A 26,499-nucleotide genomic window follows, 5' to 3' on the forward strand; every position below is an offset into this window, starting at 1 on the left:
TCGTCATAATGAGAATCATCCCTCTATAACGCCATAATATTGCTTGTACTGGGCAATCCATTCCTCTTTGGAAAAATCTACAAAGTCATAGGGCTCACACTGTTTGAGATATTGCAGCTGCTCTTCTGCTTGCTGCTCACCCAATTGCTCCAGGTATATTATCGTCTCCTCGAACCCGGCACCACACAGCAGTTGTACATCCACGTAACTGCCCGTATCCTGGTTCTTTCTTTTGGCCTGCCAGATGAGCTGAGTGTCCTCTACATGACCGATTGCAAATAACATGACACATAAGATTCTGAGATAATCATTGTCCATCGCATTTGAGTTGTCGATTTCTTGTTGCAGCAGTGTACGAATACGCTCCCTTTCGCGGGAGCCCGGCTCCAAGCTGAACTCCTGGAGAGCCTTTTCTTCATTCATATGCTTACTCCTTGTCTACTTCAGGATCTTGTTTAATTCTTCCGCTTTTTTCTTGCTATCCATTCTAGCATAAAAATAAAAGGCAATAGTGTGCAGCACAATCGACAAAAGCCACATGCCAGGGAACCACGGTGCGATAAAGTGGAACATCTCCTCTGAGAACAACCACACACCCGCCGTACAACCGAGAATGTTAATGGTAGACGAGATCACAATATTCCAGATCGGTTTCAACGTAAAGTAGTTCCACAGCGCATCGTACATGACTCCAAATATCACGGCTGCGATGAACGCAATTCCGGCGAGGTTCCATAGATACCCCATCTGGATCGTCTGATCTTTGAAGAACAAGGTTATCAGCAGCGTGACCCATAGCGAAGTTATTGTAAATACCTGAAAAAACGAATGCTTGAGATTGGCGATCATAATAATTTCCCCCTGAAATTTTTGATATAGTACCTACTGACGTAGTAGCTGGATCCATCCTTAAGCTCAACCTGGATTCTAGCGTGGTCTGTGGCGGCGAACGCCTTGATGTGGTTAACATTGATCATCGTTGAGTTGTTAATCTTCAGAAAATGGGACGAATCCAAGTCTTCTTCCACATATTTGAGACGTTTGCCAAGCAGATAGCTCTCTCCCGAAATCACACGTACATTGCACATTCGATCCTCGGACTCAATGGCAAGGATGGAGCTTGGCTGAATCTGGACATTGCGGTTATTCTTCGGATTGATGACGACCAGTTGTCTTTCCAAGTGGCTAATCGCTTTATCAATCTCCTCCCAACGTTGTTGTTCTGCCGGGTTGGTCACTACCTTGGCGAGCCTTCGTTCCATGGATGCATCTGTTTCAAATGTCACTTTCACGTGTTGCCCTCCTCTCATCACTCATATTACAGGCAAAACAAAAACCAGCATACCAAATTGCGTTTTGTTGCAAGAAGTTGCAGGTTTGTTGCACAATAGCTGACTAATGTATGCAGTTCGAACAAATCACCTTACTCTTTCGCCACCAAAAAACGTTGTTATGCGAATTTATATCCATTGTTTATGTACTCTAAAGAATGCTGTATGGGGAATGCTCAGTATTCCCCATTGTATTCCACATAACTGGTTGGCTTGAATCGAGACACGTGATAAGGCATATACACATTTTGAGAATGTGGTGACAAGCGTTCAACATAATCAATTGCAGCCTCTACCATCTCATCCGATGCAAAAACCGACTCATTCAGAAAACCACTCAATAACGCGGCATCCCCTTTATACTTCAGCATAAGGTAGCCATAACCCGGATCTGCGATTACCATATTAACTATTTCCTCTTCGGCAGGTTCTCTTGATCCATCATAAAACCTAACGATCATATCCAGATCTCTATGAAACACATCCACATTGCACGAAAATTTCAGATATTCGAATTTCAATTCCCAGTCTCCTTACCCCTCATCCTAAATTTCAAAATACATCTCCTGATGTTGCAGAATCTCCTTATTTATACTCACGATCACTTCCTGAGCTTGAGCCCGATATAGAATAAACAGTTCCTCAATTAATGGATACAGTTTGGGATCTTGCTCCAGATCTGTTGGCGTAACCTCACGCCACTGGTCTCCGACTCTATTTTTACCTACAATCACACGCTCGATGTTGTCCAGCAGAGCTACCATTTCATTTTGATTAAAATAACGCATTCCATTTCGGATGCCGCTCCAACTCTTCATCTCTATAATATTGTAAGCCGAGAACCAGTAAAACTCCGCCAGACTTTTCGTATGGTTATGATAGGAGTAGAACAGGAATAGTGCTTGTTGGCCTTCATTTAACTGACGGTACATCTCTGTTTTGGCTGCAACATCTTTACCTCGAACTGAAATGAGCATCGGCTGGACACATAACCAGCTAAGTTGCGATGAACCCAAGTCTGCCTGTTTGATTTTGGCTCGCATAACATTCTCCTCTCTTCTCACCATTGATTAAGCACTGCATTATTTCTTCTTTTCGACCAGCGAAATCTTCTGCTCAATAAACTTTATGCGACTATATGTTTGATACATTTCGTTTTGCGTCAGGCCCTCCTTAATCAGGTGACCAGCGGAATTAAATGCCCTGACGTTCGTCCACATAAAATCCAACGTTTGAGCTCTGCGATCCGCATCTGCCCGGTGTTCATACGACCATCGCACCCGATGCCTGATATGTTGAGGAACCCACTGTGATCTGAAATCCTTTAATTTTTTGTAGGCAATATACTTCTCGATTCTCTTCCCGCCTTTGGCCATACCATAGACTAATGGACGTTCGTCCATACCATGACAATATAGAATATATACCTTGGCTCCTGTCCGGAGTTGGTTGTCTTCAATAACATTGGCAATGACAGCATACATCCACGTGGCCCCCAATCCAGAGGATCATTTCCTGTACAGACTACAGACTTGCTTATCTATGATCTTTCTGTTAATCCATTCTTTTATGAAAAACGAACTGGAGACCATGTGCACCAATCCTGCGAATCCCCGTGTCGCGAAAACCCACCTTCAAATACAGGCTCTGCGCTGCAACATTCTGTTCATTTACAGCGAGGATGACGTCCTTCATCCCTGGCTCAATCTGCTGAAGCAATGGACCAATTGCCTTCATGGCAGCTAGAGCATATCCTCTCCCCTGATGTTCCAGTGAAATGGATAACGCTCTTATTAAGATCGCATTAGCGTATTTTTTCCCTTCCGCGTATTCCGATCTTTTATGTAAAATAAAGAAGCCAACCGGTGTCTCTTCTTTTAAAATCACTATGGGAATCTTGTCCGAATTGGAGATAGCCTCCTCGATCACTTCTGCAGGCAATGCAGTAAACGAGAACTGCTCTCCTGTCAGTGAAAAATTGGCCAAGTCTGCATCATATCTCTCGTGATATTCGGTAAGGCGAATTAAATTGTTCATATGTAGCACCTCATTTTTTTATATGCAGCAATGGTTTCCCCTACTTTACTCCTAGCTTGAGGTTTTGGTGTGTAAATCTTCAAACACGTTCCATTCCGTATACAGTTGTTTTAGACTTACAGCAGTTGTATGAATGAAATGTTCTAGAACGTCCATGGATAAAATGCTCAAATCTTCCGCGGGCTCATGTGCAGGATTATTCAAGAAATCCACTTTCACTTTCCTGTACTGAACCACCTCTTGTTCCAGCAAACCACCCAAATCATAGGCCTTTCCTGCATTCAGTTTATTCAGCAGCTCATGAGCCCCAGAACGATTCCGCAAAATCATAAATTCCAGCTTCGTTACCTCCTGCGTATATCGCTTTCTGCCTTCAGGATGTGCTTCATATGCAGGGTAGATATCAAAGGTCCATACACGGTCCGTATAAATATGGGCGATGTATCCACACAAATACTGCAAGAATGCAGGATCAAGTTCCGCCTGCTGCCTATGGGACTCCCAAAATGCCCAAAGCTCTTCATCTGTTGCGAATCTGCCTTCTTCGATCATTAGATGTGTTTTTGCCTTCTCACTGCGAACATCACTTCTCACGTGAATGGAATCAGGAGCCAGACTTCCCAGCAAGAATTCCGGGGATGGATTAGAACTGATTTCAGATGCAACCGCAAAATGTACCATTGGCCAAGGCATGCATATCACTCCATTTTCGTCATTCAATTTTCCTTAACGCAGAATCCCCTGCTTCTCTTGTATCAAATCTATAAATACAGGCTTCTGCACCTTATTAATCATCTCGATCTCGATTTCATCCAAACTTCTAAACGTTAATTGCAACGATTCGTTATTCTCGTCTTCAAAACATAGTGTTCGCCCATCCTCAGCTAGTTTTCCGTCTAAATTAACTCTGACGTTAAACAGGAACATGACAAATACGACCTCATTGCCATCCGGATAGATATACTTCATTCTCTCACCCGTGTAGACGGAAGCCAGTTCATACGAAATCACATCCAGACCCGTCTCTTCCTTCACTTCTCTGATCATGGTTTCTTCGATACGCTCTCCGGGCTCCATACCGCCGCCAGGCAATCCCCAGTCTCCATAATCGGATCTTAGCTGCAGCAGAATTCTCCCATGATCATCTCTAATAATGGCCCCGCCTGTAACCACAATTCGACTTGTCATCTCCGTTGCTCCTTCTCTCGTCAATTGAAAAAGAGATGGACACTCTAATCCTATATTCCAAAATGCACGATAAACTTTCCATGTTCAGAAAAGTTATAAATCATCGGCATATATGTATCTCCCAGCCTACTGAATTTAACTTTTTGCTTCCTATCCACCCATCATAACCCATGTTTTGGAAATTGCGAAGATGCTTATGTTCGTAAGCTTGTAGTCTTGTCTGACGGATCTGCCATGTATAGCAAAAATGGATACGACCTCGTCGCATCCATGGATATTCTCATTTATTTGATTAGATAGTCTACCACAGGATATGAGATCACATTCCGATCTCTGTAGGTCGACGTCACCGCTTCCTGATGTGTGCTGAGAATCCCATTTTGCAGCATAACGGGTCTGAAGCCTCGCTCCATCGCTCCATTATAAGTGAATAAAACACACTCCTCTGCGGCAAATCCGGAAATGATCACGAGCTCAATGCCATGCCTCTTCAATATGGGTTCCAGCTCTGTCTGCCAGAATGCATTCGAGCTTTCTTTGGTAACGATGAGATCCTTCTCATTGACATTCACCTCGGAAATAATCCGATATTCCTCCGGAGATGATCCTTCCATACCTTCGACGTCTTGCACATGGACCACCACATGATCACTTGAACGAAGCACATCTGCAACATGGTTGATATACTCACATGCGTGGTCTATACCTTTTTGTTCCACTCGACCTCGCACAACACTCTCTTGCATATCCACAATCAGAAAACCTATTTTCATCCGAACACTCCTTGAAATTTTGATTTATAACCTTATTGGTGCTTCTAAATGAAGAATGCTCCCAACATATGTATTCGGTTTTGCAGGCGGGACTCCTCTAAATCTGCTGCAACTTATTGTTATGCTGAGGTCATGACTTTCTTTTTCAGCATCATAATCTGCCCAATATGATACGCATTGTGAATGCACACATTCGATATGACGTTCCACCACGGAGCATTGAAATAGGAAGGGATGGTCAGTGCCAATTTTGTATCATCACTTTCTTGTACGGCCTGAATCCATTTAAGAAAAGTAGAGCCGACTCGTTCAATACTCTTCTGCCACTCCTCTTCGCTAACGCAGGAAGGGTCAACATAGAACGTTTCATCATTATTTATATGATGATCCATTCTTACTTCACCTTGGATAAAACGATCCAGCCATCGCTCATTCCAGAATATCAGATGATGCACCAGCCTCCAGATGGATTGACCTTCATCATTCGTCCATACAGCCTGAGCAGCGGTTACATCACGTAACATCTCATCCAGCGGTATAAACCAGCTCTTATCATGATGACAGGCAGCCAGTTGGTCCAGCAATACTAATTTGAAACTCATGATCAACTCTCCTTCCAAAATGAATCTACAAAATCGTTCAAATACCTTTCCTCGTTATCCTTGCCCCACTTCTCCCAGCTAAATAAATCCGTATAATTGGCCCCTTCCAAGTTCGATTCCTGAATTATTGATTCGTAAAGATACTCAGGAACTTCGTCGTAATATCCAAACTCAATCACAATAATATCCATTACTACATTAGATTTGTGACTTTGTTTGCGGAAACTCAAACAAGATTTTAAAGGGATTTCTGCTTCAATTACGTTTTTTTCATTTTCAGAATTAACATTAATATTACGTCCTCTAAGTAAAGTTAATACCGACAAGTGATCCGAAATCTCACATTTCATCGGCGTCACGGACACTCTCATTATAGGCTCGAGAAGTATAGGGTTTGCTCGTTCAAAGCCATCACGGAATGCCAATGCCGCAGCAATTTTAAACGACATTCCTTTAGAATCGAATGAATGAAACGATCCATCCAACAGTGTTACTTTTACATCTACCACCGGAAAATGGCCAAGTATACCTCTAACCATCATTTCTTCGATTCCGTTCCTGATAGAAGGAATATACTCATGAGGAATAACATGATCATGGACAATATCATTTGTGAACTCGAAACCGCCATCTCTGGATTTTGGTTCAAGCTTAATCCAACAATGACCGTATTGATGAATCCCTCCCGACTGTCTCATGTACCATCCTTCGGATTGAGCTGTTTCTTGTATCGATGTCTTGTAGAGAACTTGCGGTTCTAAAGCGTCTATTTCCAAATCGTATTCGTCTCTAAGACGTGATATCAATTCATGGAGATCTTTCTCGCCCTTGCCAGCAATAATGATCTCCTTCCGAGTATCGCGGGTGTATACCACAAAATTCAAACCTTCTTCTGCAAACTTTTTCAGAGCCAGCAATATTTCCTTAGCCTCTTCTTTTGATTTTAGCTGCTGAATGGTGACAGTCATATATGGATCAGACAGATTGATTGCACACATCTGAATCACTTCCTTCAATAATCCTTGAACAGCTCGTCCAGCATGCGATGGCGATTCTCCAAAAAGCTGCGGGTGATCTGGTAATGTTCCGTATCTTCATAAGCCATCTTTTGAATACAGCTATCATCAAAATTCAATATGTCTGCATCCGGATAACCCAGCAAAATGGGAGAATGTGTTGCGATAATGAATTGAGAAGTTCCAGACAGATCATGGAGAATGCGCAGCAAGGATAGCTGTCTGGCAGGAGATAACGCGGCTTCGGGCTCATCCAGCAGGTAGATGCCTTTCGAGCTGAAGCGGTTCACAAACAGATTGAGAAAGGACTCCCCATGGGATTGCTCATGCAGCGAGCGTCCCCCATAGTATTCAAGAGAACCCACCTCATCAACATGGGATGCAAATTGATAGAAGGATTCCGATCGCATGAAGAAACCATTCGAAATTTTGGGCAGCCAGGCCAGCCGCAGATAATCCCCTAATGAGGATTCGGAAGCATGCATCGCAAAAACATTATTTCTGCCGCCCCCGGCTGTATTAAACCCACATTGATGAGCAATTCCCTCCAGCAGAGTGGACTTGCCCGATCCATTTTCGCCGACAAAAAAAGTAATGTTATTTCTGAATTCCAACCGCTCTAAGGATTCTATGGCTGGTATATCAAACGGATACTTCTTGCGATTCTCGATCTTATCCATCATGAGCTCCACACTTCGAAGATACATAGGCATACTCCTATTCTTGTAAGATTTGGCTCCATCTACCCGAACATGATCAACAACGGATTGGGCTCATTTCACCTTAAAAGGGATCATGGCTCCTTTTTTATCCAATACGGCAGGTACCTTTCATTTACACATTCCCTATATTAAACGACGAACAGACGGATGACAAAATTATGGTTGACGGTGGCGGATCTGGTTCTATATTATGTAGGAAGAACGTTCTGCATAAAACATAAAATGAATTGGCGTGTTACCACCCCAGAGGGCATGAGCCAAGAAGCGAACATGAGACTATATTCGCTTCTTGGCTCTTTTTGCGTTCCGGAAGTCTGTAAGCGTTAACTTTAGAAACGAGGAGGCGGTGAACCGTGAGTAAAGAAATGATGCTGCAGGTAGAGCGGGTCGTCGGCAGCAATATTGTTCTGGCCCGGTCGCACCAGAATACCAAGGAGTATGTACTGATCGGCAAAGGGTTGGGGTTTGCATTCAAGGTGGAAAGCACCGTCCAGGCCGATGATCCGCGGATTGAGAAAAGGTTCCGGCTGGAAGACCGGGAGGAATGGGGGCAGGCGCAGGAGCTGATGAAGGACTTGGACCCCAATGTCATCGACATCTCTGACCGGATTATCCGTCTCATCGCTGATCAATTTCCCGGCAAGCTGAATGACAAGATCTACCTTGCTCTTCCGAGTCATATTCAGTTCACCTTATATCGTATCCGCAACGGGATGGAGATTCTGAATCCTTTCCTTACGGAGACAAAGCTCAGTTTTCCGAAAGAGTTCGAACTTGCCTCGAAAGCAGCGGCCATGATCGGAGAGGCCTTTGGTGTAGAGGTACCGGAGGATGAGGCCGGGTTCCTGACATACCATGTGTACTCCTCCGTAAATCACGTCCCTGTCGGACAGCTGGTTAAGGTATCCAATGTGATCAGCAAGCTTCAGTCCATTATTGAAGAGGAGGGTGGCGTTCGATTTGACCAGGGCAGCCTTAGCCAGGCAAGACTCATGATACACCTGCGCTTCTCCATGGAACGCCTGTATCAGCAGCCGATGGCGGCCCCCACCTTCGCGCAATATGTGAAAAATGAATATCCGTCCGAATACCAGCTGGCCAGAAAACTGAGCGCTGTAATGGCCGAGGATTTGGATACAGAGGTACCCGAGGAAGAAACGGCTTTTCTCGCCATGCATTTATATCGGCTTTTTCAAACCCATGCCAAAACCAACAACAGAAAGGACAACACACAATGATCTGGAAATGGAAAAACAACAAATCTGCCAAAATATCTGAAACGATATCTGTCGCCTCCCCGCTCACCGGAACCTGTGTCAGTTTGGAAGAAGTGCCTGACGAAGCGTTCGCGCAAGGACTTATGGGACCGGGAGTTGCAGTGATTCCCCAGGAGGGCAGGCTGGTCGCCCCTATCGACGGCACTGTGGTGCACCTGATCAAATCGCACCATGCCGTAATGATTGAGCACGCTTCCGGGCTGCAGCTGCTGCTGCATATCGGTATGAATACGGTCAGCCTGAAAGGACAGGGCTTCACACCCCAAGTGCAGACCGGGGATCAGGTCACTGTCGGTCAGACCCTGATTGAATTTGACCTGAATGCAATCGTTGCGGCCGGTTATCCGGTCATCACCCCTGTCATCGTTGCGAATGCGGCTGAACAGCCGTGGGAGTCGTACCCGGAGTATGACAGCGTAGAAGCAGGCATGGGAACGATCATGAAGGTCAGCTTGTCCAAATAACCTAAATCAAAAAAAGAAAGGAAGAACAATATGCTGAAAGCACTGCAAAAGCTGGGAAGATCCTTGATGCTTCCTGTAGCAACCCTGCCTGCGGCAGGAATTCTTCAAGGCCTCGGCCTTCTTAATTATGAAAAGGACATTCCGCTCGGTCCCGTGATCGGGGGATTTCTTAATCACTATGTAGTTCCATTCCTGAATGAGGGAGCGGGGGCGATCTTCGGCAACCTTGCGCTCATCTTCGCCATTGGGGTGGCAATCGGACTGGCGGGGGATGCGGTCGCAGCGCTTTCCGCCCTGATCGCTTATATGGTGCTGACGCGGATTCTGGGAGCCGTTCCAGGTGTATTCGGCTATATTCCTGACGATGTCAAGCTGGATATGGGCGTATTGGGCGGGATATTTGCCGGACTGCTTGCAGCTTATATGTATAAAAAATACCATAATATCAAGCTTCCTGACTGGCTCGGCTTCTTCTCCGGCAAACGCTTTGTGCCGATGGTCACCGCCGGCTCCATGCTGGTGTTGGCCATCCTGTTCGGCATGATCTGGAGCCCGATTCAGGATGCCATCGGCGCTTTCGGCGCCTGGATTGTAGGCTTTGGCGGCGTTGGCTCCATGGTGTTCATGATCGCCAACCGCCTGCTCATACCGCTCGGTCTGCATCATGTGCTCAATTCCATCGCCTGGTTCCAGATCGGAGATTATACCAATGCAGCCGGGGAAGTCGTGCACGGCGACCTGACCCGCTTCTTCAACGGAGACCCTACGGCAGGCATGTTCATGTCTGGCTTCTTCCCGATTATGATGTTCGCTCTTCCGGCGGCGGCGCTCGCCTTGATTCATACAGCCCGCCCTGAAAAGCGCAAAATGGTCGCTTCGATCTTTATCGGCGCAGCGGTGGCTTCGTTCTTAACGGGTATTACCGAGCCACTCGAATTCTCCTTCATGTTCGCGGCGCCTCTGCTGTATGTGGTGCACGCTATTCTTACCGGTGCAGCGGCCCTGATCATGTACCTGCTGAATGTTAAGCTGGGCTTCGCCTTCTCGGCAGGTCTGATCGATTACCTCGTGAACATGAAACTGTCGACCAATCCGCTGCTCATGATCCCGGTCGGTCTCGCATTTGCGGTCGTCTATTATTTCCTTTTCCGGTTCATGATTGTCAAGTTCAACCTGAAAACGCCGGGACGCGAGGATGACGCTAATGATGCCGATGCCCCCACTAATGCTTCCGCCGTGGCAGCGGCGTCTGCCGACACCAAGGCTGGCAAAGTGCTCGCGGAGATCGGTGGCGCAGACAATATCGAGAGCATCGACGCCTGCATCACTCGCCTCCGGCTAGTTGTTAGGGACGACAAAGCGGTCAACGACCAGGCGCTCAAACAGCTTGGCGCTTCCGGCGTCATGAGGCTCGGTGGCGGAGCTGTGCAGGTCATCTTCGGCACCCAGTCCGAAATCCTGAAGGATGAGATTAAGAGGCTGATGTAACGCTCGTCCTCCTTTGAGTTTAAAAGGTCGAGAACAAGGGTATGCTGCCCTGTTCTCGACCTTTTTTTGTTAACCAAGAAGCGCAGGATATTCTTTTGAAACGGTTTTGATTGAAAAAAGAGAGCAAGCTATACGCTCACTCTCTCTGTGTTAATAGACAAATTTGCGCTGTGCCCAATAACTGAACAAAAAGATGGACACCTCCGTCAGCACTTTGGCCGCGATGAGCGGGATAATCAGTTTTTCGTTATAGAAGTATAGCAGTCCGTAATTTAATAGCAGTACCAGAATGACCAGTGAAAAGTATTTCGGTAATGACTGGCGCACCTTGGACATTTTCCCGGCTGAAAATACATATTTCCGATTGATCGTATAGTTGAAGATCGAGCTGCATAATCTCGCTGCAACGACCGATAGAAACAGATTATGGGTAAAGTACTGAATGACGAACAATAATCCGAAATCGATCAGCGCCGATAGCACCGAAGACGTACTGAACATCAGGATCGGCATATAAATGCGGAACGAGTCAACCATCGGGCGAAAATGAGAGGATTGGTTATGATCCAGATATACCGTGTCAATAAACTCCTCGGTGATTTCGTATCCCTCTTTGCGTGCGGTTAATAACATGTTCATCTCATACTCAAACCGATCCCCCGGGATCTGGCATAACCAGTCCAGCATCGAATAGGGAAAACCACGCAGACCTGTCTGTGTATCATATACTTTGGTCCCCGTTGTGATAGAGAAGACCGCCCGGGTAACTGTATTGCCAAAACGACTGCGTGCAGGAATCGTCCCGCTAAAACGACGGCTGCCGAGTACGATCCCTGGGATGGTCTGCTCCAGCAGCACATCGAAAATACGCCGGATATCATGCGGCAGATGCTGCCCGTCACTGTCTGCACATACGACCCCACCTTGTGGTCCGAATTCCTTGATGTACTGGAACCCTGTCTTCAGTGCTCGTCCCTTGCCCAAATTCACAGGATGAGTCAGTATGGTGCAGCCATACGCCTTAGCCGTCTCGAAAATCCCCCGGAATTCCTGGCCGCTGCCATCATCCACAATCACAATCGGCCCCAGTTGGAACGTCTGTAATTGCAAAATTAGATTTAATAAACGCACATCCGGTTCGTAGGATGGAATTAATATGGTCATGATCATTGTCCCTCCTTGAGGTAGAGGATGTCACTTACGCCGCGTTCCTGATTTCTGCCCAGAGGATTATTCACGACTCTGCCCATGAAATACATCGTGGATGAACCACCGCCATCCAGGTTATAGGCCTCTGTTGCTCCGAGGCCCTTCATCACGTCCGCGAGCTCTGCCAGCGTCATCCCCCGGCTGTCATCCTGTCGTCCGTCCACGACAACAAATACATAATGATTCGGGGCAATCATGCCGATGGCCGTTCTGGGATTCGCATCCTGAATAGAACGATTGCCGAAATTGTTATCGATTTTCACACGGCTAAAATCACTTACAATCTCCCCGTCCTGAATCAAAATGGGTCCAAACGACAGCGTATTGGTCGCGCCTTCAGCCAGCAGCTCCGAAGAGGAAACTTCCGTCTCGTTGTACGTCTTCATCGTCCCATCAGCGAACAGTGCCATCGCATCACGAACCGGATCATCCCGGTATACCGTACCGTTACGAATAATGACGCCATCACTACGAAAACCGTAGTAATCACCATTAATGGCGAATATCGCGTTGTTCGCTGCAGCAATCTCTGAGGTGTTCTCCGTAATATTGGTGCCGAAGCTGTTATCCGCCAAAGCCGATTTCAGACTGCTTGCGTCCGTCATCTGCACATCTGCAACGTAATACGTAATCTGATCTGCACCGGAGCCAGTCTGCACCTTCTCGATGCTCACCTGCATATCATCACTGGAATAGTTCCAGTCATCTGAGGTTGCATTGACCTCTACCGCTGCGTTTGACGCATCATTTGCACTGCTGCTAGTGGCCGAAGCGTTATCATCCGCCACGACTACTTCCACATGCCGGATCAGGTAACGGTCAGCCAGACTATAGACAATTCCGCTGATTCCAAGGATAACGACAAGCGTGGCAACCAGCCATTTACGCCTTTTATTCGGGATTGCTTTTCTATGTGGATTTTTCGGATTGGGTTTATCATACATTCTCATCATTGAAGCCACCTCTTCATCATCTAAGTTCTTAAGGACATGATAGGCGGGATAGCTTAAATGAATCTGAAACCTATCCAAAGGCAAAAAAAGAAGGTCACCTCCTCCCTTTCAGGGGGTAGATAACCTTCAAACGAATGGATACATTTATGAAAGACTTCGAAATAAGACCTGTCTTCACCTACTCTCCTGTAAATAGTGCATCATACGCAGGGCATGGCCGGTTCTCCAGGAAATCTGCTAATGCAGGCGGCTGTTTAGCGTAAATTTCGTTCAATGATGTTCCATGGTAGATGTTGCCGATGACGACCGGATGGCACAGCTCACAGATAAGAATATCTCCGTTGCCATGCAAATGCAGCTGCTTCGTTCCATCCACACAATTAGAGAAATACACGCCTGGCTGTTCGTATAACCCCAACAAATCAGCAAAACGATCCATGCAGGTGAAGTATAACGTGGTGTCTTCCTTCTTGAATTCAATCAACTCTTTTACAGATCGAACAAGTGATTCCCTGGAAACAATGCTGCTCCAATCGCTGTGCGGCATCATGATACTGTTCTGAATCTCGTGAATCCGCACACCCAGATCATAGACCTTTTGGCTAATGGCCAGCATGTTCGCTTGTGTTCCCTCAAACAGCAGGGTTTCCAGCACCGTCTCCAGACCAGCTTCTGTACACAACCGGATATTCCGCTCCAGCCTCTCATACATGCGGGGATGAACACGATAATAGGCGGAATAGGCATGCGCATCGGTATAGTTGAACGAAATATGAATATTGGACAACCCTGCATCACGCAGCGCATGAATTCGCTCTTCCGTCAGTAAACTGGCATTTGTATTCAATTGCGTATCAATTCCATAGGCTGCACAATACGTAACAATATCCAGACAATCCTGATACTTGAGGGTTACTTCTCCCCCGGACAAACGCACGCGTTTCAACCTTGGGAGCTCACCGATGATCCGAATAACTTCCTGTGCATCAATACATTGTCCATCATCCCGGTTATAGGCACAGCAATAGTCACACTTGAAATTGCAATTGGAAGTCACCCCGACTTCCAGCCCCTCCAGCTCGTATAACCCGGGCGTTTCCAGCTCGAGTGATTTATATCTGTTTTTTGCGGTCAATTCCATATACCTCCTGGTTCCTTCATCCCATGTGATTACAACCTGGAGATTATAGCGGAAGTATACAGGGTTCGGATATGACATTATGTACGCTGAGTACGATGAAAAATAAAATAAAACCCATCTCTCCGATCAGCGGGAGTGGGTCAGGTTCGTACAAGCATTTAGATTAGATTATATAAAATATGATGCCTTGCCCTTGGGAAGCTGCTTTTCTCAAATACACTCATGTACTATATCGAATGGAAATCTTCTTTTAGAATGGCGTACATCTTCAAGTCCCGAAGCTCATTTTTTACCTTCATATAATTTCGCAATATACCCTCAAACTTCATGCCTACCTTCTCCATCACCTTGGCCGAACCTGTATTATTCACCATACATCTGGCTTGAATTCGCTCCAATCCTACTTCCTCGAATCCAAATTGGATGATCTTGCTTACCACTTCTGTCATAATGCCCTGATTCCAATACTTGTCCGACAACACATAGCCCAATTCTACTCTCATACTATTGCTATCACAGCCCAAATAATTGCAGCTGCCAATCAGCCTTTTGGACTGTTTATCCTCAATCCCCCAGGGCCCGAGCTTGTCAGCCTCATAACGGTTCATGACAAAATCGATAAAACCCTTGGTATCCTCCTTGCTCTGATGAGCTTCCCACGTGGTGAATTCGGCAACGGCAGGAACCGAGCAATAGCTGTACATATTGTCCAGATCATCGTAGGTGAGAGGGCGAAGTAAGGTTCGTTCCGTTTCCAAAACGGGAAATGGGTCAAAATAGCTTTCAATCGTATTCATACACGTCTCTCCCTAGAATATTAGAATAAAGAAACATACTAAAACTCGTTTGAGATAATGTACGTTCTTTTAATGTGAAAATCATGGCCACAATCTGTGCTGCTTCCACAGCCCGTCCTGCAGCTCGTACCGAATTCGTGTATGTTTTCGCCCCGAATCCCCCTGCCAAAACTCCACTTCTCGAGCATTCACAGCATATAACCGCCAATGGGGCGTAACCATATCCGGTTCACGTTGAATCCGTTCTTTCTGAGCTTCAATGGAGCTATTTAGTAACTCCTCGCTTTCCAATTCCTCACTTTGGCGCCCTGTCATGGCAACCGCTCTGGCTCCAGTCGAGCGTTTCCGGAAATCATCTGCTCCTGCTTCATTTCCCATATCCGCGGCTGTACCCCTTATACGAACCTGTCTCCCGAGCGCAGGCCAATAAAATGTCAGTGCCACGTGCGGGTTTTCCTCCAACTGCCTTCCTTTCCGACTCTCGGAACTGGATGCAAAGTAAAATGCCTCATCAATGACATTTTTCAAAATCAATACGCGCGCATCCGGATAACCATCTTGATCCACCGTTGAGATTGTCATGGCATGAGGTTCCTTCACATTGGCCTTGATTGCCCCTTGCAACCAGTCCAAAAATAATTCCCCAGGACGGTCCGGCAAATGATGGATGTCCCAAGGAGGGAAAGGCCCAGACAATGCATGCAAACTCCGCAACAACTCACTCGATTCAGCACTCATTTGATCACTCCCACCTTCCAATTAATTCCATTGTAGCGCAATTGTAATGTACTGGAAACAGAGATTTTTAAAATGCATATAATAAAATACGGTCATAACTAAGAGGGCAGATTTGCCCAACCTATAAATACGTTCTGTTAGGGCTTTAGCTTAATCGACCTTCTAGTTAACTAGAGAATATCTACTTCTTACTCTTAATATTCACCCTAATAAATGCAACAATCGCCATAATTCCTGCTGATACAGATGACCTTATTTTCAATTGTGCAATATCCGAAAAATCTGTGGGCGGATTAAACAGCATGATCCATAAATAATATAAATACACGACTATAGAAACAACCAAGACTACATTTGCAATTCTTTTTTTCAACAAAACTGATCCCTTTCTACTATGACTTCAACTATCATTTATCTCCCTATGAGTTATCCTTCTCTGGACCAAATTCAATCTAAATGGCTCACCATATTCATGCTGCTCAATATCCAACCGTTATCACTCTTCTCAATCGTGTGCATACTGGTATGATCGATCGGATGAAAGCTGGATTTATTGCTCCACTCCCGCTTATCGAGCAAATAATAGAGGATATTAATCACTCCGCCGTGCGTAATCAACAGAACGTTGGACTTTATCTTTTGCTCCTCCATGTCTCTGCAGAGTGTATCGAAAGAGGCACAGATTCTGTTATAAAAATTCTGTGGACTTTCTCCTCCTGGAAAAGGCGAATCCATTTCAAGAGCATTGAAATAAACTCCTGGGTAATTCTTTTCAGCCTCCTCATGGAGCATGCCCGCCAAATAACCATTATTCATCTCTCGCCAATCTTTCACAGAGCTGCTCGGAATATTTAATTTCTGCTCAACCTCCCTAGCCGTCTGTACTGCACGAGGAAGATCACTACTTATAATCGTATGGATATCATACTGCTCAGCATGATGATGCAGATAATTACCTAGTTGTTCTGATTGAATAATCCCTTGTTCCGTAAGCCCTCGCTGGCTCCATCCACCTCGATACCCTTCGTCATCCGCGCCGTGTCTTACTAGAAAGATCTTCAAGACTATCCCTCCTTAACCTATGGTTTAGCTAGTTTTAATCATCTCTAGACGGATCTATGAAGTTCATACATAAGGTAATTCTCCTTTATGTCTTTCAAATTTGCTAAACAAACCCCGACCTCAGATGGCTTTTATCCAAGATCGGGGCCTTTGGTTTTTACAATTTAATTAATAAAAGTATTACGAACTCGTACTGACTTGATAAAATAAGGAATCCAGATTGCGCAAGTGAGAACTGACTTGGCAATCTCTCTCATCGAGCTTCCATCCTCAAGTTCACTCGCCATCGGAATCTGAAGTAACAACAGATAATCAATGATACCCACGACCAAACTGACACTATAGAAGATAATCATAAGACGTGGCAAAATAGCCTTTTTACTATAAAATGCAAAGAGCGTATACAAACTAAACAATAAAAATAACACGTTATATACCAGTTCAAAAATGAGTACTGGTCCCCATAACGGATGATAATAATCTGATTGTTTCGAAGTTAGCAGCTCCCATGTTTCTGTCGTAAATATGGGCACGATTTGTTGAATCAATTGCACTGCGAGCAAAACTATCGTAAGAAAGAGACCAATTTGGATCAGGATCAGCCATCCTCCTAATCCCGACACGCCCAGTGGTCGATAGTCTCTCTTCTGCTCTTCAATAGGTGGTTCCACGGATAACACGTCCTTATACTGTTTTGTCATTCTTTGATGAATCATTTCTCATCATTTTCAAACCTACATTGCCCATACCTTTCCTTACTTCTCGTACGTTCTATGTATTAACTTCTTCATTACAACTACATTCCTCACCTTCCTCGATTATAAAAATTTACACAGCTTCCTTATTATACTACGAGTGAAAATAAACTGATACAGCATATCACCCCATCCATTAGTCCACACCGCTGAGGCAAAAGAAGACCTCTTCGCTATACTTATGCCATGTTCAGCCCTTCATTTGTACGTCATACTTTACTTCATCAAGTGCAGATGAGACTCTGTATAACGGAATGAAGGAGGGCAAGGATATGTCCAAACGAAACATAAAACTTATGCCTTTTGCTGACCTCTCAGCATATATGGATGGCTTCAAGATCGTTTCCACACAGTGGGGTGCCGATGGGAAGGTGTACGTACTGTTAATAAATCAAGTGCCGGAGAGAGAACGGGACATGTTCGTTCAGACCCATTTAAATCAAACCTACAACTACAAAGTTCTGATTGTGTCTCAGCAACATGTAGAAGAGGTCGTGATTTGGGGACAAACCTACAATTATCATTATGTACAGCCGCTGCATGATCACCTTTTGCTTGTCGGTGCACGCTGTACCTACTACGGCAATAATCAGTATGACCTAAATGCCCGAGTGTGTGATATGAAGGGAAATCCTATTCGGGATTTTCTGTTAGGGGACGGAATTCAGAGTGTTCAGGTGACAGCGAATGGAACGATCTGGACCAGTTACTTTGACGAAGGCATATTCGGCAATTACGGATGGAGCGATCCGATTGGTTCCTGCGGTCTGCTGGCTTGGGATGAGCAAGGTAACAAAATCTATGAAAACCGCGCAGCTGATATCGCCGATTGTTATGCACTTAATGTCGTGAACGAGGATCAGATCTGGTTTTATTATTACACCGATTTCGAACTTGGTTGTGTCTCAGGGGGAACCGTGGATTCCAAGGTCACGTTTGTGAAACCGAACATATCCGGCTCTTCCGGATTCAGTACAGATGGTTATCACTTTTTATTCGATGCTGGATATGGTAAACACGGGACGTTTGTTCTCAAAAAAATGGATAAGCCAGGACGACTGACGAAGGGGCAAAAGATTGAATTGGTTAACGAAGCCAATAACCCATTCAAGCAGGCACGGCAGGATTTTCGCGAGCAGCGACTGCTCCTTAGCGAAGGGAATTTACTGTATCAGCTGACAATCGAAGAGCTGATTTCTAGTCTGGATTAATGGTCATGGAGCGGAGAGGGTTATCATGAAAATGACAATCCCTCTTCCTCAAGAGCATATCTAAGTTTGGGCATCGCAGATGGGCCTATGCCGTGCAGTTTCAGGATCTCTTTCTCGGTATACTTCGAAAGTATAGCCAACGTTGTAATCCCCTCATTTTCTAAGGCACGTCTGGCAGGTGCAGACAATAAAGCCAGAAATCCTTCTTTCGGTTTACGTTCAGATTCGCAGATCGGACAAGTTGGGCAGTCACTTTTTTTGTAATATGAATGTCCATGTTCACATGTTCTTAGTGTTCCTTTGTCGTTTGTCATTTGGGATCTCTCCTTACCGAGTTACATACTCATCCAATTCTCAACCTCTGGGATTATACGATCATATTGTTTTAAGTCCTCTATAGTACCTATAACTTGTGCTGTTCCCATTCGCTGTTCATCTTGATCTGTACATTCAATCCACAACGAACGTCTCAGGCTATATTCGAGCCAGTCTAACTTCCCAATAAAACCACTTTCCAAAACCATACGCCAGTCGGCACTTAAGCAGCTCACACGTTTACGATATCCATTAATAAAGGTTAAGAATCTGTCTTTATCAACATTTCCAGTGTTGTCTACGGACCAATACATAGCTGTTTCCATCAAATCATGCATGGGGTTGATGTAGCCTGCCGATTCCCAATCAATAATTATTGGGCTATTATGCTGCCACATCACATTCTTGGGCTCCAAATCCCTGTGACTAATCACTGTATCTGAAGATAGGAGTTGCGATGATCTCTTTGCCCTAGCATTCCACTCATACAACTGTTGGATCATTGAAACTAGAAGCTCATTCCATTCCAGTCTCTCATTTTTTCCTTTGTTCAGATAAAACGCCCAGTCTGTTTCTTTCGAAATATCCATTTGTGACCTTGCCATATCAAGTTGTGAAAAATCGATCTTATGCAAATCTGCAAGAATCGTACCCATTTGATCACAATGCTCGTTGGTAACTTCATTATGCTCTAGACTTCGACCATCAATCCAATCGAATATAAGATAGAATTGATTATCTATGTTATGGACCGAAGAGTTATTAATTCTTTTTGCTGGCTGTACAGGGACATGTTTATTCGCCATATTTGCTATTTTCTCTGAATTCATATAATTTTGCACAGCTTCAGGCCTATTCATAATCTGTGGATTCAATGCCTTAATTGCATATTTATTTCTTCTTGTCTCTATGACATACATTCGATGTAAGAGTCCACCCAATATTGGTTTGGGTGTACTTATCAGTTCACCAAGATTTAATTGATCGCACACTTTCTCAAAATTTAGTTTATACTGAATATCGCTCATAACGTTACATACCTTCCGTTAATTATTGTTGTTTCACATAAATATCTGTTAAAAATTAACGAACAAAGCGTTACCGATCTATATGAACATGTTTCTCCAACCACTCTTTTGCTTCTTGCAGCATCCCCAACGTTATGTGATGATTTACGCCTGCATACTCCACTAATTTAAGTGATGTTTGATTATCCTTTTCAGACATGCGTTCCATAAAGTATCGCTGGCTTTCGATGGGAATGGTTTTATCTTCTTTTCCATGCAGCAGGAGGAATGCTTGGTCATTAGAATCGTTAATATTGAACAAAGGATCATATTTCCTGATATGTTCAGCTTCAATTGCACTCATCGGTCTTCTCCCGTCATGTTCACGGAAAATCTCCTCAGACCTTAACCAGGCACAAGAAGCATTCATGATTACTGCAGACTTTAAATTTGAATCGGTCGCGCAAACCCCACCTGCAATAAATCCACCAGCCGAATTTCCAATAATGCCTACAGCATGGTCCGTATTGAGGATATCTGCAACAATAGCGCTTGCCTCTTCAACCGCTTGAATCACGACTGACCAAAAGTGTTGTTGTAAAATACCGGTATCAAAATACGCTAGATTACTGCGTTCACCGTGGTGAGGCAGCTCAGGAAAAATTACTTTATATCCCCAATCCGAAATCATTGATCCAAAAAACAGATAGTCTCGTATAGTGGACCCCCAACCATGATATAGGATGATTGTGCCTACAGGCGGTAAGTATGGATCTATCGGTAAGCAAGGCACTCCAGCAATCGTACATTCATTTATTATTCTCATAATCCCTCTTTCAAGGGTAGCGGGACTTCAAGCGAATCCGTACCCATCATCCTTTTCCCATTCTCTTCTTTTGACCCGACTTCAAGTCCAATTGCTATCGATTCTGAAGTTGACATTGATATTTGCTCTGGAATCAAATTGATCATAACCGTTCCAGTTCCGCCTCCGGTTGGTACATAACTGCGATCTCTCCTGATTCGTTGAAATGGAATTCTGCTGAATACTGTTACGGACTAATTTTATAAAAATAAGGCCCACACATGTCTTCGTGCGTATGTACATAGGTCCAGGTAAACTGACGGTCAAAGATATAGATATCTTGTTCTGAATCAAAGTCCGCTGCAACGACTGCCTTCGCATTCTCATAGACCTGGATAAACGGCGTATGTTGATACATGACATATAGGTCATTTTTGAACTCGGCATCAAACGCATCTCGTGCTGAATTGCCCGTTAAACACGCTTGTTTCTTATAACTAAACATATGCCATTTATATTCGCTGTAGTAGATCGCGTCTTTTGCCTCGTCATCCAGATTGCCGGCAAATACCTCATCCCACTGCTTAACAATGCCCTCCGATTCCTCACACAGCTCCGTCACCTGAACTCCCTTATTCGCCAGATTTTGCTCAAACATATATCTACGATATACAAGCTCGATCCGCGAGTACGCCACATTCAGTTCACTTTCAGGCAAAATGTCTAACATCTTGTTAATTTGTTCTCGAATCACGTTGACCTCCGTTTGATATGAAATTAGGTGTATCTTCGACCTGAACCACATCCCTGTTTCTTACCGTCTAGCTTCTTCCCGCAATACATAAGCCAATTGGTACATCTCCGCAATATCATGTCTATTCTGCTCCTGGAATCTCCGAATGGCTTCAGCAATCTCTACAAGCTCTACGGCAACAACCTGCTCTCCATCCACCGGATTCAGCGGATTGCCTACAAGTTCAACATCTCCATATCCAATCAATCTCACAAAATGAGGATGCGGAATATGTGGTCGATACGGTTCAGTGGCACCAGATGTGCAATAGAACTGACCGAATATCTGATAGGACTGCAGCTCCGCACCCAGCTCTTCCATCACTTCGCGCTTTAATGCATCCGGATATCTCTCTCCAGGTTCCAAGGTTCCTCCCGGCAGCTCCCATTTCCCATTATCCAGTTGAAACACGACGCACTTCCTCCCGACGAACGGGATAATGCTCACGTTGCTCACCAGCGCTTCATCCACGATATCGTTCAACCTGAACTCCGCTGACACCGTCCCCCAATGAATGGAGGCACTCAGTGCCGGAAAATGTTCAATATTTAAGCTTTGCATCCGCATCAGCCCCTCTCTAGATAAAGTAAAATCTTCCACTTCATTCTTTCTCCAATTATAGATGAAAGGATAGAAAAAAGGCCACCTTCCCTCATGGAATAGGTGACCTTCTCATCATAGTTTCAGAGAACAATATCGTCTTAGGGTATGTGCCTTATTTGTGCACCAGTTTCCCGTTTTCCAAAAAGAGAACCCGATTACACAGCGGAAGAACCCGCTCATCATGCGTAACCATTACTGCACTCTTGCCCTGCTCTGCAACCAGCTTCGCAATCATGCCAACAATATCGAGCCCCCGTTCCGCATCCAGACTGGCTGTCGGTTCGTCCGCCAGCAGCACAGCCGGATCATTCATCAACGCCCGCGCAATGGCAACACGCTGACGTTCCCCGCCAGACAGCTTCTCGGCATATGCTTTACGACGGTGAGATAAACCTACCGTATGAAGCAGCTCATCCACTCGCTTCGCGGCCTTGTTCTTGTCCGTTCCGGCAAGCTTCGCAACGACCATCAGCTGTTCTTCCACTTTCAGATAAGGAATGAGGTTGGCGCTTTGAAAAATAAAACCGAGCTGCTGAAGCCGCACATCGGAAATGTCCTGCTTGTTTTTGCCCATGATGGATACACCATCAAGCAGAACCTGCCCCTCCGTTGGTTCAAGGAGTGCACCTGCAATGGACAAAAATGTACTTTTGCCTGACCCGGAAGGACCCATAACCGCAACAAGTTCCCCCTCGGCAACTTCAAGATCCAACTGATCCAAAATCGTACGTTTGCCCCCGCCATCCTCAAAGGTCTGTGTAATTCCCTGCAATACCAATCGGTTTCTCATGCTGCTGTCCTCCCAATTGCATCAAGCGCATCAATTTTGGTAACCTTCCAGACCGAGAACAACGAACCTGCCATAGACATGATTACAAATAAAATACAGGTCAGTGCCAGGGTGGACAAGCCTAATTGAAACGGCATCGAAGCTGGTAAGATGGACTCAAAAAGTCGGACCAGCAGAACACTGATCACCAAACTGCCGACGGACAGAAGTAATACTTGTAATGACACACTGCCAGCCAGATACGCATTGCGCGTTCCGATGGCCTTCAAAATGCCAAATTGACTCGTTTTCTGAATGGTGATGACGTAGAAAAATACCGCGAGTACAAACGCCGAGATGACAAACAAAAAGGCGATCATCATAAGCAGCGAGCCCTGCTCTTCCTTATAGCCAGGAATGGCCGATACCGCATCGGACTTCGTAATTACTTCCGCATTCGGCAGTGCAGCACTCAAGCTGTCAACCTTCTCACCAGCATCCTTAATAGCAATGGCATTGTATGACGAAGCATTGTTGCCTGCTGTATCTGGACTGGTACGCGAACTTCCTTGCAATGCAAGCCATTCCTGTTCATTCAGGAACACGACCGGCGAGTGGCTAAAGGACTCATTTTGCACAAATCCACCGACTGTCCACTCCATCCCCGACGCTTGATCCACCAGAACCGTTCCAATGGTCACGCCGGACTCTGACAGCTTTTGATCTACTACAACTTGTCCGTCCTTCTGCTCCGCAATCGAAACTCCTTCAGTGACGGTTGGCGCAAGCCAGCCTTCCGGGTTCACCATAAACAGAGTGACATCTATTTTCTTGGTGTCGTCAGCCGGGCTAACGGTTGTCATTTTCACACCAAGCGGCTCTGCGTTATCTTGCCCTACCACTGAGCGCGACTGTTCAAGCTGATCCTGATTCACCTGCGAACGGGTAAAACGATGATTAGAATCCTGTTCGAGAACGAAATGGGTTGCTGCCATATTTTTGATCGACGCGGCGTTGTCATACGCCAGCCCCTGCGCAAGACCTGTAACAAACAGTACCAAAAATGAAACCAGTACCATAATGGTAGCAATTAACGCATACCGCCCTTTGGCAAACCTCATCTCTCTAATAGCCAAGTACATATCTCTGACCTCCTCTTGATAAACCAAGTATAGGAGGTGAAAATGAACGGCAAATGAATAACAGATTACATCTGCGGAAGAGTCACAGTGAAGGTTGTACCTTCGGACGAACTGGAAACTTCAATTGTACCGTCATGAATCCGGACAATTTTCTGCACAATGGCCAGCCCAAGCCCGGTTCGACCGGAAGAACGCTCCCGTGCACGGTCCACCCTATAGAAACGATCGAACAGGAATGGCAGATGCTCTGCCGCAATCCCGTCTCCTGTATCCCGAATTTGGATTACACAATGAGTATCGGTCTGCTCTGCTCGGATCTCAATGCTTCTTCCTTGCGGAAGATGATTCACTGCATTGCCCAGCAGATTCATCCATACCTGCATGAGCAGTACTTCATTCCCAACCAGCTGGATGGATTCGGGTACCGATATCCGGAGCAGCAGTTCCTTTTCTTCCAGCTGCCATTGCAGCACCTGAACGGCTTGACGGAATTGATCGCGCAGAGAGAATTCTTCTTTGGTCAGATCTTCTTGGCCTTGTTCGAGGGATGACAGCAGAAGCAGCTGTTTGCTGAGCAACGAGAGATGACGGCTTTCTTCCTCAATAATGGATGCATAGTGCTCCCTCTCCTGTTCAGGAAGATCCCGATTGGAGAGCAGTTGGGCAAATCCCTGGATCGAGGTCAGTGGCGATTGAATCTCATGCGAGACGTTTGATACAAACTGCTGACGCGCCTGATCTACCCGCTCCAGTTCACGACTCATGGTCATAAAGTGCTGAGCCAGCTGTCCAATCTCATCCCGCCTCTTCGTGGGCAATTTCAGATTATAGTTCCCCTGTACAATACGCTTGGTCGCCTCCGACAGACGTTCAATTGGATTGACCAAGTAGCGAGTACTGATTAGAAAGATCAAGATGCTAATACCTACCGTAAGCGCCCCAATCAGGGCAAAAAAGATACGCAGTTCGCCGAATTGCAAAATGACGTCCGGGCGCATAAACAGGCCATAGCTTGTATTTCCGATCTGTAGTTTAACACCAACGGTATTGCTTAACTGATTGTCAAAGAAACCCGTGATGAAGGGTTTGCTTGGAAACTGGGCAACACCATGGTAGACCTCACCGTCAAGCACCCTATCTACAGCTCGCTTGTCCAGATCCTTCTCGCGAAAATCGCTACCGTAGAATTCATCATTCCCCTTGCCATCTGTCACATAAATCTCGTAACCGAGAGCTGCGGCGTTGTCCAGATACGGCTGCATCATGTCTGGCTCCCGCTCCACAAACTGCTTCATTTGCATGGCGATGCCGACCAGCTTCTCGTCATTGAAGGACTTAAGCTTCGCATGATAATAGATATTGGATAAAAGAAAACCCAGCATGCCGCTGACCACAATGACAGCGATCGTAATGAGGAAGACTCGAACATACAAAGTCCTCAACGGGTTTTCACCTCCATCTTGTAACCGATCCCCCGTACCGTATGAATGACAAAGTCATCTGTATAATCGGCAAACCGATCACGTAACCGCTTGATGTGCACATCCACCGTACGGTCATCCCCTTCATAATCTGCGCCCCAGACAAGTCTAATTAATTCATCTCGCGAGAATAATCGACCTGGATATTGTGCCAGCTGGGAGAGCAGCTCGAACTCCTTCATGGGCAAAAACAGAATGGATTGACCATCAGATACCTCCACGTTATTCCGGTCAATCACTATGCGATTCATGCGAATGATATCACTTGACGTGCGGTGATAACGGCGAAACAGGGCCTTGACCCTGTAGATCAACTCTTCGGGTTCGAACGGCTTCGTCACGTATTCATCCGTGCCTTTCAGATAGCCCTCCCTCTTGTCGGATAGCTGGTCCCTTGCCGTTAGCAGCACAATCGGTATGTCATACTGCTGCCGGATGAAATCACATAACTCCAGTCCGTCCATGCCTGGCATCATAACGTCCAGGATCGCCAGATCAATCGGTGTTTCTTTGATTAGCTTGACCGCTTCTATCCCATCCTGCGCTTCATGCACCTGATACCCCTCTTTGGTCATGACATGCCGAAGGAGTGCTCTAATGTTGGCGTCATCGTCCGCCAGAAGCAGGTGTTTCATATCGTTGTCCGCCCCTCTATTTCTAAGTTGAATGTATAATGATCATATCCATTGGTTTGAAGTTTGTTACGAGTACTTCCGCACATGGATCCTGCACAGATGGTAGCACAAAAGCCAAAGCGTTCGCCAGCACACACCACAGGAAGCAATGCTTTCGTGTTTATATTTGTTTGAATCTGGTTGAC

The 26,499-nt window shown here is 45.5% G+C and carries 33 protein-coding genes; 4 read left to right on the top strand and 29 right to left on the bottom strand.

Annotation, left to right across the window (positions count from 1 at the left end):
• Positions 1 to 15 precede the first annotated feature (15 nt).
• The 13 genes from AC3WQ3_RS24285 to AC3WQ3_RS24345 all read right to left on the bottom strand — a co-directional run bounded on the left by AC3WQ3_RS24285 (position 16) and on the right by AC3WQ3_RS24345 (position 7,654).
• Positions 16 to 423 carry a hypothetical protein gene (locus AC3WQ3_RS24285; RefSeq protein ID WP_492473891.1) on the bottom strand — a complete coding sequence of 136 codons (408 nt, stop codon included), beginning with the start codon at positions 421 to 423 and terminating at the stop codon, positions 16 to 18.
• Between the two features lie 15 nt (positions 424 to 438).
• Positions 439 to 849, bottom strand: a complete 411-nt coding sequence (locus AC3WQ3_RS24290; protein ID WP_492473892.1) for a hypothetical protein — start codon at positions 847 to 849, stop codon at positions 439 to 441.
• Positions 846 to 1,292, bottom strand: a complete 447-nt coding sequence (locus tag AC3WQ3_RS24295; protein WP_492473893.1) for a LytTR family DNA-binding domain-containing protein — start codon at positions 1,290 to 1,292, stop codon at positions 846 to 848. Before AC3WQ3_RS24295 ends, AC3WQ3_RS24290 begins: the two co-directional genes overlap by 4 nt.
• Before the next feature lie 215 nt (positions 1,293 to 1,507).
• Positions 1,508 to 1,852, bottom strand: a complete 345-nt coding sequence (locus AC3WQ3_RS24300) for a hypothetical protein (protein ID WP_336780869.1) — start codon at positions 1,850 to 1,852, stop codon at positions 1,508 to 1,510.
• A 24-nt stretch (positions 1,853 to 1,876) separates the two neighbouring features.
• On the bottom strand, positions 1,877 to 2,374 hold the full coding sequence (locus tag AC3WQ3_RS24305) for a hypothetical protein (protein WP_492473894.1): 498 nt from the start codon (positions 2,372 to 2,374) through the stop codon (positions 1,877 to 1,879).
• A gap of 39 nt (positions 2,375 to 2,413) precedes the next feature.
• Entirely contained in the window at positions 2,414 to 2,830 is a 417-nt protein-coding gene (locus tag AC3WQ3_RS24310; protein WP_492473895.1) for a hypothetical protein, read from the bottom strand.
• 55 nt (positions 2,831 to 2,885) lie between these two features.
• Positions 2,886 to 3,368 (bottom strand): GNAT family N-acetyltransferase, encoded by a 483-nt coding sequence (locus tag AC3WQ3_RS24315; RefSeq protein ID WP_492473896.1) that lies wholly within the window; start codon positions 3,366 to 3,368, stop codon positions 2,886 to 2,888.
• 51 nt (positions 3,369 to 3,419) lie between these two features.
• A complete protein-coding gene (locus tag AC3WQ3_RS24320; protein WP_492473897.1) occupies positions 3,420 to 4,061 on the bottom strand; it encodes a hypothetical protein in 642 nt (213 codons plus the stop codon).
• A 33-nt stretch (positions 4,062 to 4,094) separates the two neighbouring features.
• The gene (locus AC3WQ3_RS24325) at positions 4,095 to 4,556 is read right to left on the bottom strand and encodes an NUDIX domain-containing protein (protein ID WP_492473898.1); all 462 of its coding nucleotides are present in this window, start codon (positions 4,554 to 4,556) and stop codon (positions 4,095 to 4,097) included.
• 284 nt (positions 4,557 to 4,840) lie between these two features.
• A complete protein-coding gene (locus tag AC3WQ3_RS24330) occupies positions 4,841 to 5,329 on the bottom strand; it encodes an isochorismatase family protein (protein ID WP_154892351.1) in 489 nt (162 codons plus the stop codon).
• A 119-nt stretch (positions 5,330 to 5,448) separates the two neighbouring features.
• Positions 5,449 to 5,931: a DinB family protein gene (locus AC3WQ3_RS24335; RefSeq protein ID WP_492473899.1), complete on the bottom strand. Its 483-nt coding sequence runs from the start codon at positions 5,929 to 5,931 to the stop codon at positions 5,449 to 5,451.
• A 2-nt stretch (positions 5,932 to 5,933) separates the two neighbouring features.
• A complete protein-coding gene (locus AC3WQ3_RS24340; RefSeq protein ID WP_492473964.1) occupies positions 5,934 to 6,938 on the bottom strand; it encodes a translation factor GTPase family protein in 1,005 nt (334 codons plus the stop codon).
• Between the two features lie 5 nt (positions 6,939 to 6,943).
• A complete protein-coding gene (locus AC3WQ3_RS24345; RefSeq protein ID WP_492473900.1) occupies positions 6,944 to 7,654 on the bottom strand; it encodes an AAA family ATPase in 711 nt (236 codons plus the stop codon).
• Between the two features lie 368 nt (positions 7,655 to 8,022).
• Between AC3WQ3_RS24345 and AC3WQ3_RS24350 the strand changes: the two genes are divergently transcribed.
• From AC3WQ3_RS24350 to AC3WQ3_RS24360, 3 genes are read left to right on the top strand one after another with little or no spacing between them, the layout of a single operon-like run.
• Positions 8,023 to 8,907 carry a PRD domain-containing protein gene (locus AC3WQ3_RS24350; protein WP_336780878.1) on the top strand — a complete coding sequence of 295 codons (885 nt, stop codon included), beginning with the start codon at positions 8,023 to 8,025 and terminating at the stop codon, positions 8,905 to 8,907.
• Positions 8,904 to 9,410: a PTS sugar transporter subunit IIA gene (locus AC3WQ3_RS24355; protein WP_492473901.1), complete on the top strand. Its 507-nt coding sequence runs from the start codon at positions 8,904 to 8,906 to the stop codon at positions 9,408 to 9,410. Before AC3WQ3_RS24350 ends, AC3WQ3_RS24355 begins: the two co-directional genes overlap by 4 nt.
• 30 nt (positions 9,411 to 9,440) lie before the next feature.
• On the top strand, positions 9,441 to 10,898 hold the full coding sequence (locus AC3WQ3_RS24360; protein ID WP_154892356.1) for a PTS transporter subunit EIIC: 1,458 nt from the start codon (positions 9,441 to 9,443) through the stop codon (positions 10,896 to 10,898).
• A gap of 150 nt (positions 10,899 to 11,048) precedes the next feature.
• On the opposite strand, the gene AC3WQ3_RS24365 is transcribed toward AC3WQ3_RS24360, so the two are convergent.
• From AC3WQ3_RS24365 to AC3WQ3_RS24395, 7 genes are all read right to left on the bottom strand, one after another.
• A complete protein-coding gene (locus AC3WQ3_RS24365; protein ID WP_492473902.1) occupies positions 11,049 to 12,062 on the bottom strand; it encodes a GtrA family protein in 1,014 nt (337 codons plus the stop codon).
• Positions 12,063 to 12,064: 2 nt separating this feature from the next.
• Entirely contained in the window at positions 12,065 to 13,057 is a 993-nt protein-coding gene (locus AC3WQ3_RS24370; RefSeq protein ID WP_492473903.1) for a phosphodiester glycosidase family protein, read from the bottom strand.
• Between the two features lie 181 nt (positions 13,058 to 13,238).
• Entirely contained in the window at positions 13,239 to 14,195 is a 957-nt protein-coding gene (locus tag AC3WQ3_RS24375; protein ID WP_492473904.1) for a radical SAM protein, read from the bottom strand.
• Positions 14,196 to 14,428: 233 nt separating this feature from the next.
• On the bottom strand, positions 14,429 to 14,998 hold the full coding sequence (locus AC3WQ3_RS24380; RefSeq protein ID WP_492473905.1) for a GNAT family N-acetyltransferase: 570 nt from the start codon (positions 14,996 to 14,998) through the stop codon (positions 14,429 to 14,431).
• An 81-nt stretch (positions 14,999 to 15,079) separates the two neighbouring features.
• On the bottom strand, positions 15,080 to 15,736 hold the full coding sequence (locus tag AC3WQ3_RS24385; protein WP_492473906.1) for a pyridoxine/pyridoxamine 5'-phosphate oxidase: 657 nt from the start codon (positions 15,734 to 15,736) through the stop codon (positions 15,080 to 15,082).
• Positions 15,737 to 16,183: 447 nt separating this feature from the next.
• Positions 16,184 to 16,798, bottom strand: a complete 615-nt coding sequence (locus AC3WQ3_RS24390) for a histidine phosphatase family protein (protein ID WP_492473907.1) — start codon at positions 16,796 to 16,798, stop codon at positions 16,184 to 16,186.
• Positions 16,799 to 16,962: 164 nt separating this feature from the next.
• Positions 16,963 to 17,499, bottom strand: a complete 537-nt coding sequence (locus AC3WQ3_RS24395; protein ID WP_492473908.1) for a DUF2569 domain-containing protein — start codon at positions 17,497 to 17,499, stop codon at positions 16,963 to 16,965.
• 326 nt (positions 17,500 to 17,825) lie between these two features.
• On the opposite strand from AC3WQ3_RS24395, the gene AC3WQ3_RS24400 reads away from it, so the two are divergent.
• Positions 17,826 to 18,764 (top strand): YxiH-YxzG fusion protein, encoded by a 939-nt coding sequence (locus AC3WQ3_RS24400; RefSeq protein WP_492473909.1) that lies wholly within the window; start codon positions 17,826 to 17,828, stop codon positions 18,762 to 18,764.
• A gap of 23 nt (positions 18,765 to 18,787) precedes the next feature.
• Here the strand turns inward: AC3WQ3_RS24400 and AC3WQ3_RS24405 are convergent, their stop codons facing one another.
• The 9 genes from AC3WQ3_RS24405 to AC3WQ3_RS24445 all read right to left on the bottom strand — a co-directional run bounded on the left by AC3WQ3_RS24405 (position 18,788) and on the right by AC3WQ3_RS24445 (position 26,314).
• Positions 18,788 to 19,078, bottom strand: a complete 291-nt coding sequence (locus AC3WQ3_RS24405; RefSeq protein WP_492473910.1) for an RNA polymerase alpha subunit C-terminal domain-containing protein — start codon at positions 19,076 to 19,078, stop codon at positions 18,788 to 18,790.
• Positions 19,079 to 19,099: 21 nt separating this feature from the next.
• The gene (locus AC3WQ3_RS24410) at positions 19,100 to 20,107 is read right to left on the bottom strand and encodes a phosphotransferase (protein ID WP_492473911.1); all 1,008 of its coding nucleotides are present in this window, start codon (positions 20,105 to 20,107) and stop codon (positions 19,100 to 19,102) included.
• Positions 20,108 to 20,177: 70 nt separating this feature from the next.
• The gene (locus AC3WQ3_RS24415; protein WP_492473912.1) at positions 20,178 to 20,912 is read right to left on the bottom strand and encodes an alpha/beta hydrolase family protein; all 735 of its coding nucleotides are present in this window, start codon (positions 20,910 to 20,912) and stop codon (positions 20,178 to 20,180) included.
• Between the two features lie 226 nt (positions 20,913 to 21,138).
• The gene (locus AC3WQ3_RS24420) at positions 21,139 to 21,645 is read right to left on the bottom strand and encodes a DUF4275 family protein (RefSeq protein ID WP_492473913.1); all 507 of its coding nucleotides are present in this window, start codon (positions 21,643 to 21,645) and stop codon (positions 21,139 to 21,141) included.
• 60 nt (positions 21,646 to 21,705) lie between these two features.
• Positions 21,706 to 22,245 carry an NUDIX domain-containing protein gene (locus AC3WQ3_RS24425; RefSeq protein ID WP_492473914.1) on the bottom strand — a complete coding sequence of 180 codons (540 nt, stop codon included), beginning with the start codon at positions 22,243 to 22,245 and terminating at the stop codon, positions 21,706 to 21,708.
• A 154-nt stretch (positions 22,246 to 22,399) separates the two neighbouring features.
• Positions 22,400 to 23,077, bottom strand: a complete 678-nt coding sequence (locus tag AC3WQ3_RS24430; protein ID WP_492473915.1) for an ABC transporter ATP-binding protein — start codon at positions 23,075 to 23,077, stop codon at positions 22,400 to 22,402.
• Positions 23,074 to 24,198 carry an ABC transporter permease gene (locus AC3WQ3_RS24435; RefSeq protein ID WP_492473916.1) on the bottom strand — a complete coding sequence of 375 codons (1,125 nt, stop codon included), beginning with the start codon at positions 24,196 to 24,198 and terminating at the stop codon, positions 23,074 to 23,076. The genes AC3WQ3_RS24430 and AC3WQ3_RS24435 overlap by 4 nt, the downstream gene beginning before the upstream one ends.
• Before the next feature lie 65 nt (positions 24,199 to 24,263).
• Positions 24,264 to 25,640, bottom strand: coding sequence for a sensor histidine kinase (locus tag AC3WQ3_RS24440; RefSeq protein ID WP_492473917.1), 1,377 nt, complete (start codon positions 25,638 to 25,640; stop codon positions 24,264 to 24,266).
• Positions 25,637 to 26,314, bottom strand: coding sequence for a response regulator transcription factor (locus AC3WQ3_RS24445; protein WP_095360412.1), 678 nt, complete (start codon positions 26,312 to 26,314; stop codon positions 25,637 to 25,639). The genes AC3WQ3_RS24440 and AC3WQ3_RS24445 overlap by 4 nt, the downstream gene beginning before the upstream one ends.
• Between the last annotated feature and the right edge of the window lie 185 nt (positions 26,315 to 26,499).

The organism is Paenibacillus sp. FW104-T2, assembly GCF_058789975.1.

Bases quoted from the DNA above. Each gene is read 5' to 3' on its own strand.
- AC3WQ3_RS24395 (WP_492473908.1), bottom strand. From the start codon at position 17,499: ATGACAAAACAGTATAAGGACGTGTTATCCGTGGAACCACCTATTGAA.
- AC3WQ3_RS24325 (WP_492473898.1), bottom strand. From the start codon at position 4,556: ATGACAAGTCGAATTGTGGTTACAGGCGGGGCCATTATTAGAGATGAT.
- AC3WQ3_RS24435 (WP_492473916.1), bottom strand. From the start codon at position 24,198: ATGTACTTGGCTATTAGAGAGATGAGGTTTGCCAAAGGGCGGTATGCG.
- AC3WQ3_RS24285 (WP_492473891.1), bottom strand. From the start codon at position 423: ATGAATGAAGAAAAGGCTCTCCAGGAGTTCAGCTTGGAGCCGGGCTCC.
- AC3WQ3_RS24360 (WP_154892356.1), top strand. From the start codon at position 9,441: ATGCTGAAAGCACTGCAAAAGCTGGGAAGATCCTTGATGCTTCCTGTA.
- AC3WQ3_RS24425 (WP_492473914.1), bottom strand. From the start codon at position 22,245: ATGCAAAGCTTAAATATTGAACATTTTCCGGCACTGAGTGCCTCCATT.
- AC3WQ3_RS24415 (WP_492473912.1), bottom strand. From the start codon at position 20,912: ATGAGAATAATAAATGAATGTACGATTGCTGGAGTGCCTTGCTTACCG.
- AC3WQ3_RS24405 (WP_492473910.1), bottom strand. From the start codon at position 19,078: ATGACAAACGACAAAGGAACACTAAGAACATGTGAACATGGACATTCA.
- AC3WQ3_RS24290 (WP_492473892.1), bottom strand. From the start codon at position 849: ATGATCGCCAATCTCAAGCATTCGTTTTTTCAGGTATTTACAATAACT.
- AC3WQ3_RS24380 (WP_492473905.1), bottom strand. From the start codon at position 14,998: ATGAATACGATTGAAAGCTATTTTGACCCATTTCCCGTTTTGGAAACG.
- AC3WQ3_RS24335 (WP_492473899.1), bottom strand. From the start codon at position 5,931: ATGAGTTTCAAATTAGTATTGCTGGACCAACTGGCTGCCTGTCATCAT.
- AC3WQ3_RS24330 (WP_154892351.1), bottom strand. From the start codon at position 5,329: ATGAAAATAGGTTTTCTGATTGTGGATATGCAAGAGAGTGTTGTGCGA.
- AC3WQ3_RS24355 (WP_492473901.1), top strand. From the start codon at position 8,904: ATGATCTGGAAATGGAAAAACAACAAATCTGCCAAAATATCTGAAACG.
- AC3WQ3_RS24370 (WP_492473903.1), bottom strand. From the start codon at position 13,057: ATGAGAATGTATGATAAACCCAATCCGAAAAATCCACATAGAAAAGCA.
- AC3WQ3_RS24410 (WP_492473911.1), bottom strand. From the start codon at position 20,107: ATGAGCGATATTCAGTATAAACTAAATTTTGAGAAAGTGTGCGATCAA.
- AC3WQ3_RS24315 (WP_492473896.1), bottom strand. From the start codon at position 3,368: ATGAACAATTTAATTCGCCTTACCGAATATCACGAGAGATATGATGCA.
- AC3WQ3_RS24305 (WP_492473894.1), bottom strand. From the start codon at position 2,374: ATGCGAGCCAAAATCAAACAGGCAGACTTGGGTTCATCGCAACTTAGC.
- AC3WQ3_RS24445 (WP_095360412.1), bottom strand. From the start codon at position 26,314: ATGAAACACCTGCTTCTGGCGGACGATGACGCCAACATTAGAGCACTC.
- AC3WQ3_RS24365 (WP_492473902.1), bottom strand. From the start codon at position 12,062: ATGACCATATTAATTCCATCCTACGAACCGGATGTGCGTTTATTAAAT.
- AC3WQ3_RS24385 (WP_492473906.1), bottom strand. From the start codon at position 15,736: ATGAGTGCTGAATCGAGTGAGTTGTTGCGGAGTTTGCATGCATTGTCT.
- AC3WQ3_RS24430 (WP_492473915.1), bottom strand. From the start codon at position 23,077: ATGAGAAACCGATTGGTATTGCAGGGAATTACACAGACCTTTGAGGAT.
- AC3WQ3_RS24345 (WP_492473900.1), bottom strand. From the start codon at position 7,654: ATGTATCTTCGAAGTGTGGAGCTCATGATGGATAAGATCGAGAATCGC.
- AC3WQ3_RS24400 (WP_492473909.1), top strand. From the start codon at position 17,826: ATGTCCAAACGAAACATAAAACTTATGCCTTTTGCTGACCTCTCAGCA.
- AC3WQ3_RS24320 (WP_492473897.1), bottom strand. From the start codon at position 4,061: ATGCCTTGGCCAATGGTACATTTTGCGGTTGCATCTGAAATCAGTTCT.